Origin of the sequence: Pseudomonas sp. YNh (assembly GCF_037993085.1) — a bacterium.
GTDB lineage: Bacteria > Pseudomonadota > Gammaproteobacteria > Pseudomonadales > Pseudomonadaceae > Aquipseudomonas > Aquipseudomonas putida.
This window is the reverse complement of the sequence record NZ_JBBMRJ010000008.1, coordinates 15,375-30,047: the sequence shown is the minus strand read 5'-3', so window position 1 is coordinate 30,047 and position 14,673 is coordinate 15,375. Positions and strand designations below refer to the sequence as shown.

Genomic DNA, 14,673 nt, shown 5'->3' with positions numbered 1-14,673 from the left:
TTTTTGATTTTTCTCAAAAAAAAGCTTTACAGGTACGCATTGCATCACTAATATGCGCACCACACGACAGGCACATAGCTCAGTTGGTTAGAGCACCACCTTGACATGGTGGGGGTCGTTGGTTCGAGTCCAATTGTGCCTACCAAATCGAGAAAGGGCGATCAGAAATGATCGCCCTTTTTTCATGTGCGCGTGAATTAGCGTGTAACGTTTGGTCGCGGTTCGGGGCATACCCCGGCGTGCTAGAATCCGCGCCTTCGAAACTGGAGGTACACGCGTGCGCAAACTGGCTGTGGTAATGGCAGTGCTCGCCCTGGCGGGCTGTGAGAACGAGGTCGAAGGCGTGCACAAGCAGGTGGCCGAACACCTGCACAACCCCAAGACCGCCAAGTTCGGCAACGTGCGGATCGACACCCAGGGCACCATCTGCGGCCAGGTCCGCGGCAAGGACGACGCCGGGCAGTACGAAGCCTACCGCAGCTACGTGGCCATCAAGCGCGACGGCCAGTACGACATCATCGTCGACGACAACGGCAACAACCTGCGCATCCGCGAAGTGTGCGGTGGCGCCGACCTGCAGCGCCGTGCCGATGCACTGGCTGGGCAGCCGGCACCAGAAGGCTGGGATGTTGAAGTGATCCAGGGCGCCAACATGGGCGCGCTGAGCGACATGACCGCGCGGCTGATCGAAAAGGGCATCCCGTCTTCGGTGGAATACCGCAACGGCAAGCCGGTGGTGCTGCTGGGGCCGTTCCCTACCCGTGAAGAAGCGCAAGCGCGCAAGGACGAAGTGATGGCCAAGCTCGGCACCGATTCGGTTGTGATCCAGCACGGCGCAGCCCGCTAGAACTGCAGCAGTGGGGTGGGAGCCCGGAGCCTTCGCGGCACCTGTGGGAGCGGGCATGCCCGCGAAGAACCCGGCGCGGTGTATGGCACCGGCGTTGCCGATGTTAGCGGGCATGCCCGCTCCCACAACATTTGCCTTCATAAGGCCGCGCCAACCGGGTGTGTGTAGCTTTGTCAGGCGTGAGTTAGACATTGTTCACACAAGTTTGGCTATGCTTGGGTGGAAGATGCCGAACGGGGAGGGGCCTCATGTCTACACTGGAGCGGGCCATTGCCGTGGCCGCCAGAGCGCATGAAGGGCAATACGACAAGGGTGGGGTGGCGTACATTCTCCACCCGCTACGCGTGATGATGCGGGTGTCCACGCCCGAGCAACGGATTGTCGCAGTGCTTCACGATGTGATCGAGGACACCCCGCTGACGTTGTCCGACCTGGCGCGCGAGGGGTTTGCGCTGAAAATCCTTGCAGCCTTGCTGGCGCTCAGCCGCCGTGAGGGCGAGCCCTACCAGGACTTCGTGGCACGCCTGGGCGATGATCCGCTGGCGCGCACCGTCAAGCTGGCCGACCTGGCCGACAACAGTGACCTTTCCCGCATTCCCTGCCCTGGCCCCGCGGACCTGGCGCGGCTGGCCCGTTACCGGGAAGCCAGCGCCTATTTGCAAGCACTGGCCTAATGCTCAACCGCACGCCTTGAGGTTGACCGGGCCCACAAACTCGTTACCTCGTCCCATCACACAGGCTACCTGCTGGTTGCGTTGCCGCTCCCATGCCTGCGGCGGGTAGGTCTTGTTCCAGGCCTCGTACAACTGGCGGTCCTGCCTGGACAGGCGCAGGTTGTACTGCTTGCTCATATAGAAGTAGGTGCGGGCGATCATGCCGCGGATCGACGGGCGTGGCATCACCTTCTTGGCCTTGAAGTCGACCTGGGTCAGGCAACTGCCATACTGGCCGCGCTGTTCTGGCAGCCAGCCGAAACTGAAGTTGCTACGGTCGCCGTTGACCTCGCCGATGCTCGGCACCAGGTTGTGCAGGTCGGCTTCGGCGCGTTTGTACACCTCGTCATGCTGCGAGCACTGCTTGCGCCCGCCGCTTTGCCAACATTGGCGCTGATGGCCGATCTGCCAGGCCGGTACGATGTGTTCCCACTCGATGCGCGAAGCGCGCTGGGCATTCTTGCGCGGGGCATAGCCGCAGGACGCCAGGTCGACCTTGTTACCCTTGTATTTGCAGCCGCAATAGAATTCGGTCGATTGCGGCGCATAGAGCTTCCAGGCGACCTTCTTGGCCTCCTGGAAGGTGCGCGGGGCGTCGGCTTGTACAAGTGGAGTGGTCAGTAACAGGCAGGCTGCCGCGAAAAGCGAAACTCTCATGCGCGGTCAGTCTTCCTTTGGTACGGTCCAGAAAACCTGCACGCCGCCGTCGTCACGGTGGGCGAGGGTGACGTTGTCGTTCTCGGCGATTTCCTCGAGCAAGGTTTCCCAGTCATCCGGGCTTTCCTGCTCCAGGCGAAAGATCAGCGCCGCACGGCTGCGCTGGGCGGTGGGGCTGTTGATGATCTTCTGGATGCGTACACCCAACTGTTCATAGCTGCTCGGGGTAGCGGAGGCGGTGCTGGACACAGGAAATTCCTTGTTTTGCTGTATGCGTATACAGTATTTCAGCGTAAGTAAATTCGCAACTGCTTGCCAGGAAAAATCCTGCGTTCGCGCTGCCGCTGCTGGTCTGGTGTAATACCGGCAATTTCTGGAAGCTGCGCATGTATCGATTTCTTTCTCGTTTTCCTTCATCTCCAAGCCTGGTCCTGCTGTTTGCAGGTGGCATGAGCGCCAATGGCGGTGCCAAGGCCAATTCACCCGATATAGTCATCATGGACCCGCTGGTGGTGACCGGCGTCTATGCGCCCACCAGCACATTCGACCTGCCGTTTTCGGTGGATACCGTTGACCTGTCCCACGGCACGGATGGCCAGCTTGGCGTCAACCTGTCGGAAGTGCTCAGCAAAGTACCTGGGCTGGTGGTGCAGAACCGGCAGAACTACGCGCAAGACCTGCAGATTTCCTCGCGGGGTTACGGTGCTCGCTCGGCCTTTGGCGTGCGCGGCATAAAGCTGCTGAGTGACGGCATACCGGCCAGTACGCCCGACGGGCAAGGGCAGGCCGCCACGCTGAACCTGGACGTGGCCGACCGGATCGAAGTGCTGCGCGGCCCGGCAGCGACGCTGTACGGCAGCAACGCCGGTGGCGTGATCCAGATGTTTACCCGCGACGGGCAGGGGCCTGCACGCGTGGGTGCCGAAACCACCTTTGGCAGCGACGGCTTCAACAAGAACCACCTGTCGGCAGAGGGCGGCAACGACACCGCAGGTTTCGTGCTGGATGCCTCGCGCCTGGATACCGATGGCTATCGCGACCACAGTGCCGCGCGCCGTGACCAGACCTTCGCCAAGGTCAATTTCAAGCCCGATGAAGACTCGCGCATGGCGCTGATCTACAGCAGCCTGGAGCAGAACAACACACAGGACCCGCTGGGACAGACCTGGGATGCCTACAACCATGACCCACGCTCCACAGCGGCAGTGGCCGAAACCTACAACACCCGCAAGAGCATCGACCACCAGCAGCTAGGCATGAACTACGAGCGCTACTTTGGCGATGCCACGCTGCAGTTCAACCTGTATGCAGGGCGGCGCAGCGTGGTGCAGTATTTGTCCATCCCCAGAACGGTGGCCTCTAACAGCCAGCGTGGCGGCGGGGTTGTGGACTTTGATCGTGAATTCCACGGCGGCACCCTGCGCTGGATACAGCCGGTCGCGGATGTGCCCGGCAATCTCACCTTCACCCTCGGCGCTGATTACGACCAGAGCAAGGACGACCGCCGCGGCTACCAGAATTTCAGCGGTGACCAGTTGGGCGTGAAAGGTGAGTTGCGCCGTGACGAGAAAGACACCGCAACCAGCCTGGACCCGTACCTCCAGGCCCATTGGGAAATCGGCAACTGGACCAGCGAGCTGGGGTTGCGCTACACCACCATGGAAATGCGTGTCGACGACCATTACCTGGCCAACGGTGACTCCAGCGGCTCGAAGAAGTACCAGCAGGCCACGCCGTCACTGTCGGTGATGTACGCGTTCACGCCGGACCTGCGCGGTTACGTGAGCGTCGGCAAAGGTTTCGAAACCCCCACCCAGGCCGAGATGGCCTATGCGCCGGGCTTGGCCTAAAGCTTCAACTTCGGCCTCAAGCCTGCCACCAGCATGCAGTACGAAATGGGTGTGAAGTACCGGCTTGGCGAGCGCACGCGCCTGAATGCGGCGGTGTATGAGATTCATACCGATGACGAAATCGTCGTTGCCAGCGCTACGGATGGTCGAACCAGCTATCGCAATGCAGGGCGTACTGTACGACGCGGCTTTGAGGCGAGCCTGCAAAGTGACTTGAGCGAGCAGTGGCAGACCACCCTGGTGTATACCCGCACCGATGCCCGCTATGCCGATGACATCAGCCAGACCATCGAAAGTGGCAACCGCCTGCCCGGTGTGCCGCTGAACAACCTGTTTGGCGAGCTGGTCTGGAAGCCGGTGTCGTCCATCAGCATGGGGGTTGAAGGGCAGTACCGCAGCAAGGTGTATGTGGACGACAGCAACAACGCCAAGGCCGCACCTGCGTATGCGGTATTCAACTGGCGGACCCGGTTCGAGCAACATGTGGGGCCCTGGACGTTCCACCAGCTGCTGCGGCTGGACAACCTGTTTGACCGGCAGTATGTGGGGTCGGTGATTGTCGGCGACGGCAACGGGCGTTATTACGAGGCAGCGCCTGGGCGGTCGTGGTATGCGGGGGCGGGGTTGGAGTACCAGTTCAGGTAGCCGGCAACATCCTCACCAGGCAGGTAGCGCGGTGTATTGCACGGGCTTGCCCACTCCCATTTGTGTCAGGCGAAACGCTCGAAGCGGTACGGTGACGGGTCGATCAGCGGGGTGGCCTGGGCCACCAGGTCTGCCGCCAGCTGGCCAGCAGCAGGCGAGGTGCCGAAGCCATGCCCGGAAAAGCCGGTGGCCAGGGTCAGGCCCGGGATACTGGCCACCGGGCCGATGACCGGGTTGGAGTCGGGGGTGACGTCAATCGTGCCGGCCCAGGCGCTGGCGATACGGGCCTGTTCGAACACCGGCCAGGCCGCTTTCAGGTTGCGCATGGCCTCGTCGTTGAGTGCCGGGTTGGCGTGCGGGTCTTGTACCCGTACACGCTCGAAGGGGGTTACATCCGTGGCCTTCCAGCGCCGGGCCAGGGCCAGGTCCTTGAAGAAGTACTTGCCAAAGCTGATGCGCAAAAAGTCCCGCTGGGCACGCAGCTGGGGCAGGTAACGCTTGCCCAGCAGCAGGTGATCGAGGGTGAGGAAGGCGTCCAGCGCGCCGCGCTGGGTGATGATGTAGCCGCCGTCCTTGTGCTTGCGGAAGGAAAAATCTGGTGCGCCAACGGCGATGTCGGTTGGCCCGTCCATGGGCTCTGTGCGCAGCACGGAACAGGTCAGCGGCAAGGTCGGCAGGTTGATGCCCAGGTTGCCGAGGAACTTGCGCGACCACAGGCCACCGGCCAGCAACACCTGGTCGCAGCGGATTTCACCTTGCTCGGTGACCACCCCGCTGACACGGCCGGCTGCGGTGACCAGCGTGCGCACCGCGCAGTTCTCCACTACCACTGCACCTTTGGCGATCGCCGCCCGGGCGATGGCGCTGGCGGCCAGGGTCGGTTCGGCGCGGGCGTCGGAGGGGGTGAAGATGCCACCTGCCCAATCCGCCCGACCACCCGGCACCATCCGGTCGATTTCCCGCGTGCTCAGCAGGCGCGAATCCAGGCCCAGCGCCTCGACGCTTTTCAGCCAGCCTTCATGCATGCCCATCTGCGTGTCGTTACGGCCGATGAACATGATGCCGGCTTGGCGATAGCCAACGTCGCTGCCAACCCGTGCGGGCATCTCGGCCCACAGCCGATCAGCCGCCAGTGCCAGGGGAATGTCATGGGCGTGGCGGTTGGTCTTGCGCACCCAGCCCAGGTTGCGCGACGACTGCTCGCCAGCGATGCGCCCCTTTTCCAGCACCACCACCGGTATGTTGCGTTCGGCGAGGCTCAGTGCGGCGGTGAGGCCGATAATGCCGCCACCGATGATCACCACGGTAGTGGCGTCGGGGTGGCGGGTGCTGGTTTGCACAGGGGCGATCGTGGGAGACATGGCTTTACTCTTTGTTGTGCGTGCAGGGGGAGTGTTCAGCGCCAGCCGGCGGCCTCACTGGCCAAGGCGGATCAGGGTCACTTGCGCTTGCCCTGCACCGCGGTAGGCGGTGACCTCCAGCTCGACCTTGTAAACGGTGGAGCCCAGCGGCGGGCAGGTGACCGTGGTGGCCGGGTCGATGCCGCGGAACTTCTCGCCGATCACGTCCATGACCCGTGGTACATCGGCAGGGTCCTGGATGAACACACGTGAGTTGATGACATCGGCCAGGCTGGCATCGACTGCGGCCAGCGCGGTTTCGATGTTGGCGAACACCTGGTGGGTCTGTTCGATGACGTCCTCTGGAATGACCTGTGTCTGCGGGTTGCGTCCGGCGGTGTTGGAGACGTGAATCCAGTTGTCCACCGCCACCAGGCGGGAGTAGCTGGCCATGTCTTCGAATTTGGAGCCGGTTTTCAGTTTGATGATCTGTGTCATGGGCTTTGCCTTGTTATCCGGTTGCGGGGGATCAGCTGAGAACGGGGGTTTCCCAGAGGTTGAGCTTTACGCCGATGCCTTGCTCGAGCGCCTTGCGGTACACCACGGTGCCCCAGGCCACGTCTTCGACGGGCATGCCGCCCACCGACATCAGGATGATTTCGTCGTCATGCAGGCGGCCCGGTGCGTCGCCGCTGATGATCTTGCCGATGTCTTCCACCTGCTCGGCGGCCAGCGTGCCTTCGGCAATCATGTCCATGAAGCGCACACCTACCAGCGGTACGTGGTTGTGCGCAGGCTTGGGCAGCTCTTCGAACCAGGCCTCGTAGAGGCCGGTGTTGTCCACCACCTTGCGCACGTCGTCCTGCTCCATGCCGGCGTCGATACTGCACGGGGCTGGCATGGCCAGGAACGCGCCAGGCTTGACCCACTCGCGGCACACCAGCGGGTACTGGCTGGGGTCGCCGACTTCGCCCGAGCTGCAGTAGCTGACCAGGTCGGAACCGCGTACCACTTCTTCCAGGGTTTCCACCACCTGGACATGAGTGATTTGCGGGAAGCTGGTTTTCACCCAGGCGACGAAGGCATCCAGGTTCTTCTGGCCACGGCCCTTGACCTTGAGGGTGTCGATCAGCGGGCAGACGGCCATGAACGCAGCGACCGTGGTCTTGCCCATCACCCCCGGGCCGGCCAGGCCGATCACCTTGGCGTCCTTGCGCGCCAGGTGGCGGGCGCCGACGCCCGGGATGGCGCCGGTGCGGTAGGCCGACAGCAGGTTGGCCGACATGTGCGCCAGTGGCGCGCCGGTGTCGGCATCGTTGAGGGTGAACATCAGGATCGAGCGGGGCAGGCCTTTCTCACGGTTGGCGATGTTCGAGCCGTACCACTTGGCGCCTGCGGTCTGGAAGTTGCCGCCGAGGTACGCCGGCATCGCCATCATGCGCCGGTCGGCGGTGGGCTTGGGCATGTTGGGGAATGGCGAGTGCTCGGGGAAGGTAATCATCGCGCCGTGCGAGTCGCTGTTCGGGCCGGCCATGCGGTAGTCACCCTGGTACAGCAGGCCGAACATTTCTTCCATGGTGTCGACACAGGCCGGCATGTCGGTGACGCCGGCACGGATCATGTCCTGCTCGGACAGGTAGATGAAGTCAATTCTGGTATCGAGGGTCATGGCGGGTCTCGCAGGGCTGGCTGCCGTCGGATTTGTTGTTGGTTTCGAGGCAACCAGTTTCGCTAACGACTGGTAGGTCGTCTTGTGTCTGCCTGCCAGCCGAGTTGACCGTCAGTGCCAGGGCTTCAATGGCCCGCGAGCGAGAAGCTGGCCGGGGTGTCGCGCAGGCTGAGGGCGGTCAGCAGGCACACCACCAGGGTGCATAGGGCCAGCAGCGCGGCCCATGCGGTCGGGCCGTGGTTGAGTACCACTGCGGCCAGCGGGGCGGCGCCGGCAGACGCCGACAGCTGGATGGCGCCCAGCAGCGCTGCGGTGGAACCCAGTGCCTTTTCTTGCGAGGCCATCACCAGCGACATCAGCGTCGACTCGGCTATCCCCAGGCCGAACAGGGCTATCACCATGCCGCCGGCCACACCTGGCAGCCCCAGGCCGGTCAGTGCACCGAGCAGGCTGATGCAGGCACCGCCGGCCATGCACAGCACGCCCACCCGAGTCAGGGTATTGAGGCCCAGCCGGCTGATCAGGTGGCTGGCCGTCATGGCGCCGAGCAGGATCGACACCCCGGTGGCGCCAAACAGCAGGCCGAAGGCCTGGGCGCTCAGGCCGTAGTGGGCCTGGTACACCAGGGTGGCACCGCCGATGTAGGCGAACAGGAAGAAGAATACCGCAGCCACCGCCAGGGTCGGGCGCAGGAAGCGGCGGTCGCCGAGGATGGCCAGGTAGGTGCTGCAGGCGTGGCCCAGGCGCAGGGGTTCGCGTTTGCTGGGCGGCAGGGTTTCGGGCAGGTTCAGCAGGCTGTTGACCAGCACCGTCACGCCCATGCCGGCGAGTACCAGCATTACTGCACGCCAGCCGAAATGTGCGTCGATCACGCCGCCCAGGGCAGGTGCCAGGATCGGTGCGACGCCTTCGATGGTCATCAGCAGGGCGAACAGTCTGGTCGCGGCCACGCCCTGGCTCACATCACGCACCATGCTCATGATCACCACCAGGGTCAGCGCACTGCCCAGTCCCTGGAAAAAGCGCAGCATGATCAGGGTGCCGAGGCTGGGGGCTGCGGCTGCGCCCAGCGAGCACAGGATGAACAGCAGCAGTCCGGCCAGCAGCGGCTTGCGCCGGCCATAGGCGTCGACGATGGGGCCGAAGATCAGCTGGCCGGCGCCCATGGCCAGCAGGAAGAAGGTCAGTGTCAGCTGTATGCGGGTGAAGCTAGCCTGATAGTGGCTGGCGATTTCCGGCAGGCTCGACAGGTACATGTCGACGGCGGAAGGGCCGAGGGCGCCGATCAGGCCTAGGCCCAGGGCGAAGCTGAAGGGTATGGGAGGGGAGGGATTGGCTTGCATGGTTTTCTCTGGCTGATTTTTCGCCTACCGACCGGTAGGTTTTCGAATATTATTCGCCGAGTCGGCCAAGGTCAAACCCTTGCGCAAGGCCACTGATTCCTGTGGGAGCGGGCATGCCCGCGAACACCGGCAAAGCCGGTGCCACCGAGTCGCCTTCTTCGCGGGCATGCCCGCTCCCACATTGACCGCAGAGGTTGGTTACGGTGGTTGCGTCAGAACGGCACAGCCACGGTCAGCTGGCTATACACATTGGTACCATTCCCGCCCACCTGGTTGCCGCCGTTGCTCTCGTCCTTGCGCGGCTGGTAAAGGCCCACCAGCGGGCTGATGATCAGGTGCTCGTTGACTGCCCATTCCACATACAGGTCCAGCTCCCGCGCATCGAGGTTGAGGCTGTCGCGGGTGCGTACGGTGTCGAAGTCGAAGTACAGCGCCCCGACTGTGAGGTTTTCCAGCGGTGTCGCCTTCACGCCCACATGGTGGATGCCCGTGTTGCTGTTGAAGGGGCCGGCGTAGTTGGCAGCGACTTCACCCTGGAACCAGGTGCCGTAACCGCTGGACAGGCCGCTGAACAGCGCGTCCCAGCCTGCTGAGTAGCGTGTGTAGCGGTAGGTAACCTGCGGTGCCCACGGCAGGTCGGCGAAGGTGTAGCCGGCCTGCAGGTACCAGGCTTGCTCGGGGCCGTCGGTCTTGTCCTGCCAGGCGTATTCGAAGGCGAAACTGGCATTGTCGATGCCGGCGTTGCCTTCGCCGCGCACGCTGTACACGTCCATGCCTTCGCGGGCTTTCTGAAAGTCGCTGGCCCATTGGTCGGTGACGTCGATGCCGTGAACCCAGGTCAGCCCCAGGGTGCCCAAGGCGTGGGTGTAGTCCAGCGTGCCGGCGGCCAGTCCGGTTTCGGCCTGGGCGCGGTTGTCGGATTTCAGCCACAGCAGGCTGCCATGCAGGCCATCGCTGCCCCCCAGGCGCAGCATTGCGGTGCGGTCGAAGGCGTGGCGGGCGGCCAGGTAGTAGGCCCCGCCGCGGTCCAGCGCACCGTCGGCGACGCCGTTGCCCAGGTTCGGGCCGTCGTCGTTGATCAAAAAACCACTGCCCAGGCGAATGGTCTGGCGGCCGGCGGAAACGTCCACTCCATCCTTGCCCAGCACCGGGAACAGGTCGGCCGAGCGCCAGCCGAGGAAGGCGTCTTCGATCTTGGTGGTGCGTTCGGAGCCATCGGTGTTGCCGGCCGCATCGCCATCGCCCCAGGTGGCCGAGCTCACCCAGTTCAGGCTGCCGTACAGCGTGCCGTTGCCGGCCAGGCCCTGGTCACCGCTGAGGCCATACTTGATAAAGCCTTCACGCCAGGTCGAACCCCCTGTGGTGCCGTCGTAGTTCTTGCGGCTGTTGAACATGCCCCATACCGCCAGCATGTCGGCGTTCAGGTGGCTGTCATCGTCGGCGTACAGCTCAACGGCCGGCGCGGCCTGGCTGGCCAGCAAGGTTGCCAGGGCCAGGCTGGACAGCGTCTGTGGTTTGACCATTTGCACATCCCTCGTTTGTTCTCGGCCACCTTCACAGGGGCCTTTGTTGTTCGGGGGCACCCTCGGTTCTGGCGAGGGGCCATCGCGGTTGGCGGCGATGGCCTATTAGGGCGTGTGCGGTGGGGCGGGGTCTTGTTCGTGGCTGCCAAGGCGCTTGCACGCCTTGGCCACAGGCGCGGTCAGTAGCGGATCATCACCGACTTGAGCTCGGTGAAGTCATCGATGAAGGCCGAGCCGAACTCGCGGCCAATGCCGGAAGCCTTGATGCCCCCAAACGGTACAGCCGGGTCGAGCAGGGTGTGCATGTTGACCCACAGGGTACCGGCCTGGATTTGCGGGATCATGCGCATGGCCTTGCCCAGGTCGTTGGTCCACAGGCTGGCACTGAGGCCGTAGGGCGAGGCATTTATCAGGTGCAGCAGTTCGTCTTCGTCGTCATAAGGCAGGAAGGTCGCCACCGGGCCGAAGGTTTCCTGAGTGAGCAGGGTGTCGCTGGCCGACCGGGCGAGGACTACCGTGGGTTCGACGAAACAGCCGGGGCCGTCGCCCAGGGTGCCGCCGTGAATGATCTGGCTGCCTTCGGCGCGGGCGATGGCGAACAGTTCGGCCAGCTTCTGCTGGTGCGGCTTGTTGGCCACGGGGCCGAACTGGGTGGCCTCGTCCAGTGGCGAGCCGATTTTCAGTTGGCCCAGGCGCTGGGACAGGGCGTCCAGCAGCGGGTCGATGCGCGACCGGTGCACATAGAAGCGCTCGCCCGCGGCGCAGATTTGCCCCGAGTGCAGGAAGCCGGCCTCGATGATGCCATCGAGCGCTTTGTCCACGGCCACGTCGGGCAGGAAGGCCACCGCGTTCTTGCCGCCCAGTTCCAGTGTCGCGCGGGTCAGCTTGGCGCCCATGGCAGCCTGGCCTACGGCGATGCCAGTGGGCACGGAGCCGGTGAACGAGACCTTGTCGGTACCTGCGTGCTCGATCAGTGCCTTGCCCACCAGGCCACCACCGGTCAGCACGTTCAGTGCACCGGCCGGCAGGCCTGCTTCGGTGGCCAGTTCGGCAATGCGCAGCAGCGTCAGCGGGGTGAATTCGCTGGGTTTGAGGATAATGCTGCAGCCGGTTGTCAGGGCCGAGGCCAGCTTCCAGATGGCGATCATGGTGGCGAAGTTCCACGGCACGATGCCCACCACCACGCCAATCGGCTCGCGCAGGGTGAAGGCGCTGTAGCGCTCACCGGCGAACGAGGGCAGCGACGGGGTGATGGTCTGGCCGGTGATCTTGGTCGCCCAGCCGGCGTAGTAGCGCAGGAAGTGCGCGGCCTGCTCTACTTCGAAGGCACGGGAAATGCCGATGAGCTTGCCGGATTGCAAGGTTTCCAGCTGCGCCAGTTCTTCGCGGTTGGCTTCCAGCAGGTCGGCGAGCTTGAACAGCACTGCGGCGCGGGCGGCGGGGCTGGTGTGCGACCAGGCGGTAAAGCCTTGGCGCGAGGAGCTGACGGCATGGTCGACATCGGCCTGGTTGGCGTCGGCGATGTGGGCGATGGTATGGCCGTTGGCCGGGTTGACCACGGCAATGTTCGACGACGACTGGCTGGCGAGGTGCTGGCCGTGGATGAACACGCCATGCTCGCGGGCCAGGAAGGCCGTGACGGCAGGTAGGAGGGTGATGTCGCTCATGCAGACTCCGGGGCAGGTGGCCAAAGTTTGCAGCTTAATAAGCGGGGCAGTGCGGTGCTTGTGCCTGCGTGACAGGTGCATGACTGTGGCTGCCAACCGCACTGGGTAAGCCTTGTGGGAGCGGCCTTGTGTCGCGATAGGGCCGCAGAGCGGCCCCGGCGATGTTGGCGGCGAAGCTGAAAATGCTGGGGCCGCTTCGCGCCCCTATCGCGACGCAAGGCCGCTCCCACAAAAAAAGCGAGCGTAGGCCGGGCTGATTGCTGGCAGGCAGCAACAAGCCCGGCGGCAGCCATCGGCAAGACGCCATGCCACCGGCAGCGCACAGTAATCACTCGTTCAACGCCACAAAAACAAGCCGGGGCATACGATGTCACTCAATAACAAGCTCACCGAGCACCTCAACCGCGGCACGGTCGGTTTCCCCACCGCACTGGCCAGCACTGTCGGGCTGATCATGGCCAGCCCGGTGATCCTCACCGCGACCATGGGCTTTGGCATCGGCGGCAGCGCCTTCGCCGTGGCCATGGTGATCGCCGCACTGATGATGCTGGCGCAGTCCACCACCTTTGCCGAGGCTGCGTCGATCCTGCCGACCACGGGCTCGGTATACGACTACATCAACTGTGGCATGGGCCGCTTCTTCGCCATTACCGGCACGCTGTCGGCCTACCTGATCGTGCATGTGTTCGCCGGTACCGCCGAAACCATCCTGTCGGGGGTGATGGCGCTGGTGAACTTCGAGCACCTCAATACCCTGGCGGAATCCGCCGGCGGTTCGTGGCTGCTGGGGGTGTGCTTCGTGGTGGCGTTTGCGGTGCTCAATGCCTTTGGCGTCAGCGCCTTCAGCCGCGCGGAAGTGGTCCTCACCTTCGGCATGTGGACCACCTTGATGGTGTTCGGCGTGCTTGGCCTGATCGCCGCACCCGCAGTGGAACTGGACGGCCCGTTCGGCGTGTCGCTGGTGGGCACCGACCTGATGACCATCCTCTCGCTGGTCGGCATGGCCATGTTCATGTTCGTTGGCTGCGAGTTCGTCACGCCGCTTGCCCCCGAACTGCGTCGCTCGGCCTGGGTGCTGCCGCGTGCCATGGCGCTGGGCCTGTTTGGCGTGGCCAGCTGCATGTTCATCTACGGAGCGGCGATGAAGCGCCAGGTGGAAAACGTGGTGCTGGATGCCGCCAGTGGCGTGCACCTGCTGGACACGCCCATGGCCATCCCGCGCTTCGCCGAGCAGGTGATGGGTGATATTGGCCCAGTGTGGCTGGGTATCGGGTTCCTGTTCGCCGGCGCGGCCACCATCAACACGCTGATGGCCGGTGTGCCACGCATTCTTTACGGCATGGCGGTGGACGGCGCGTTGCCCAAGGTGTTCACCTACCTGCACCCGCGCTTCAAGACACCGCTGCTGTGCATCCTGGTGGTGGCGTTGATCCCTTGCCTGCATGCCTGGTACCTGGGCGGTAACCCGGACAACATCCTGCACCTGGTGCTGGCCGCCGTGTGCGCCTGGAGCACCGCCTACCTGCTGGTGACCCTGTCGGTGGTGATATTGCGCATTCGCCGCCCGGACCTGCCGCGTGCCTACCGCTCGCCGCTGTTCCCGTTGCCGCAGATATTCTCCAGCAGCGGTATCCTCATCGGCATGGCGTTCATCACACCGCCGGGCATGAACCCTGCCGATGTCTACGTGCCGTTCGCCATCATGCTTGGCGCCACTGCGGCCTATGCATTGTTCTGGACGCTGTGCGTGCAGAAGGTCAACCCGTTCAAGCCGGCGCGGGTCGAGGATGTGCTCGAGAAAGAGTTTGCTGCCGAGCCTGGCCACGCCGTGGAGCACGTGCTGCATGATCAGAAATTTGCGTGAACGCTTGCTGGCGCCCCGGGCGCCTTCCGGGTATCGCCCAGGCGCCACGCTGGCATGCCTGGCGCGCAACCTGGGGCAGCAGAACCTGGTGGCGGCCGGGGTGATCCACGACCCGGCCCAGGGTTGGCAGGCCAGGGTGCACGAACGCGTCGAGGCCCACCTGCTGATGCACATCGTCACCTGTGAGTTCCAGCTGCAGTTGCCTGCTCCGCAAGGGGGCGAGGTCAGCCTGGAGCTGCGCCATACCGGTGCACTACGCCGTACCGGTCTGGCCTGTGTGTACCGCAAGGGCGAGCGGGCGCGCTTCGCCCGACTGCGCGACCGGTTGCTGCAGCAGGCCGCACTGGTGGCGGCGCTGATGCCGCTGGATTTCAAGCGCCTGACCTTGGCCTGGCGCGACGGCCAATGGCTGCTGACGCTGGAGCACATGGGCGGTAGCGAAGTGGTCAACCGCATGCCGGCGTTTCGCCGCTACATCCCCATCAGCCCGCAACAGCGGGCGCACCTGATGGCCAGCCTGGCCCAGTTCAACACTTTGCTGCCCAACCTTTGACG

The 14,673-nt window shown here is 64.1% G+C and carries 12 protein-coding genes, 1 tRNA gene and 1 pseudogene; 6 read left to right on the top strand and 8 right to left on the bottom strand.

Features of this window, described 5'->3' with window-relative positions; all coding sequences use genetic code 11:
* The first annotated feature begins 68 nt into the window (after positions 1-68).
* The 3 genes from WF331_RS10300 (at position 69) to WF331_RS10290 (ending at position 1,521) form a co-directional block, all read left to right on the top strand.
* Positions 69-145: transfer RNA gene (locus WF331_RS10300), tRNA-Val, on the top strand.
* Between the two features lie 132 nt (positions 146-277).
* Positions 278-847, top strand: a complete 570-nt coding sequence (locus WF331_RS10295; RefSeq protein WP_016498974.1) for an SPOR domain-containing protein — start codon at positions 278-280, stop codon at positions 845-847.
* 248 nt (positions 848-1,095) lie between these two features.
* Positions 1,096-1,521: a bifunctional (p)ppGpp synthetase/guanosine-3',5'-bis(diphosphate) 3'-pyrophosphohydrolase gene (locus WF331_RS10290; protein ID WP_016498975.1), complete on the top strand. Its 426-nt coding sequence runs from the start codon at positions 1,096-1,098 to the stop codon at positions 1,519-1,521.
* A gap of 3 nt (positions 1,522-1,524) precedes the next feature.
* Here WF331_RS10290 and WF331_RS10285 read toward each other — a convergent pair whose 3' ends face one another.
* Complete coding sequence (locus tag WF331_RS10285) at positions 1,525-2,217, bottom strand: endonuclease (protein ID WP_016498976.1); 693 nt, start codon at positions 2,215-2,217, stop codon at positions 1,525-1,527.
* A 6-nt stretch (positions 2,218-2,223) separates the two neighbouring features.
* Positions 2,224-2,466: a DUF1654 domain-containing protein gene (locus tag WF331_RS10280; RefSeq protein ID WP_016498977.1), complete on the bottom strand. Its 243-nt coding sequence runs from the start codon at positions 2,464-2,466 to the stop codon at positions 2,224-2,226.
* A 200-nt stretch (positions 2,467-2,666) separates the two neighbouring features.
* On the opposite strand from WF331_RS10280, the pseudogene WF331_RS10275 reads away from it, so the two are divergent.
* Positions 2,667-4,712: pseudogene (locus WF331_RS10275) on the top strand (TonB-dependent receptor family protein).
* A 65-nt stretch (positions 4,713-4,777) separates the two neighbouring features.
* Here the strand turns inward: WF331_RS10275 and WF331_RS10270 are convergent.
* The 6 genes from WF331_RS10270 to WF331_RS10245 all read right to left on the bottom strand — a co-directional run bounded on the left by WF331_RS10270 (position 4,778) and on the right by WF331_RS10245 (position 12,254).
* Complete coding sequence (locus WF331_RS10270; RefSeq protein ID WP_197863346.1) at positions 4,778-6,073, bottom strand: NAD(P)/FAD-dependent oxidoreductase; 1,296 nt, start codon at positions 6,071-6,073, stop codon at positions 4,778-4,780.
* Between the two features lie 54 nt (positions 6,074-6,127).
* Positions 6,128-6,550: a RidA family protein gene (locus WF331_RS10265; protein ID WP_016498980.1), complete on the bottom strand. Its 423-nt coding sequence runs from the start codon at positions 6,548-6,550 to the stop codon at positions 6,128-6,130.
* Positions 6,551-6,581: 31 nt separating this feature from the next.
* Positions 6,582-7,721 (bottom strand): tyramine oxidase subunit B, encoded by a 1,140-nt coding sequence (locus WF331_RS10260; RefSeq protein ID WP_340622873.1) that lies wholly within the window; start codon positions 7,719-7,721, stop codon positions 6,582-6,584.
* A gap of 125 nt (positions 7,722-7,846) precedes the next feature.
* Entirely contained in the window at positions 7,847-9,064 is a 1,218-nt protein-coding gene (locus WF331_RS10255) for a multidrug effflux MFS transporter (RefSeq protein ID WP_340622872.1), read from the bottom strand.
* Between the two features lie 212 nt (positions 9,065-9,276).
* On the bottom strand, positions 9,277-10,587 hold the full coding sequence (locus WF331_RS10250) for an alginate export family protein (protein WP_340622871.1): 1,311 nt from the start codon (positions 10,585-10,587) through the stop codon (positions 9,277-9,279).
* Positions 10,588-10,766: 179 nt separating this feature from the next.
* Positions 10,767-12,254 carry an aldehyde dehydrogenase family protein gene (locus WF331_RS10245; protein WP_340622870.1) on the bottom strand — a complete coding sequence of 496 codons (1,488 nt, stop codon included), beginning with the start codon at positions 12,252-12,254 and terminating at the stop codon, positions 10,767-10,769.
* 367 nt (positions 12,255-12,621) lie between these two features.
* Between WF331_RS10245 and WF331_RS10240 the strand changes: the two genes are divergently transcribed.
* Together WF331_RS10240 and WF331_RS10235 are read left to right on the top strand one after the other, a co-directional pair.
* Positions 12,622-14,118 (top strand): APC family permease, encoded by a 1,497-nt coding sequence (locus tag WF331_RS10240; RefSeq protein ID WP_016498985.1) that lies wholly within the window; start codon positions 12,622-12,624, stop codon positions 14,116-14,118.
* Positions 14,099-14,671: a DUF3156 family protein gene (locus WF331_RS10235; RefSeq protein WP_016498986.1), complete on the top strand. Its 573-nt coding sequence runs from the start codon at positions 14,099-14,101 to the stop codon at positions 14,669-14,671. Before WF331_RS10240 ends, WF331_RS10235 begins: the two co-directional genes overlap by 20 nt.
* The last annotated feature ends 2 nt before the right edge of the window (positions 14,672-14,673 follow it).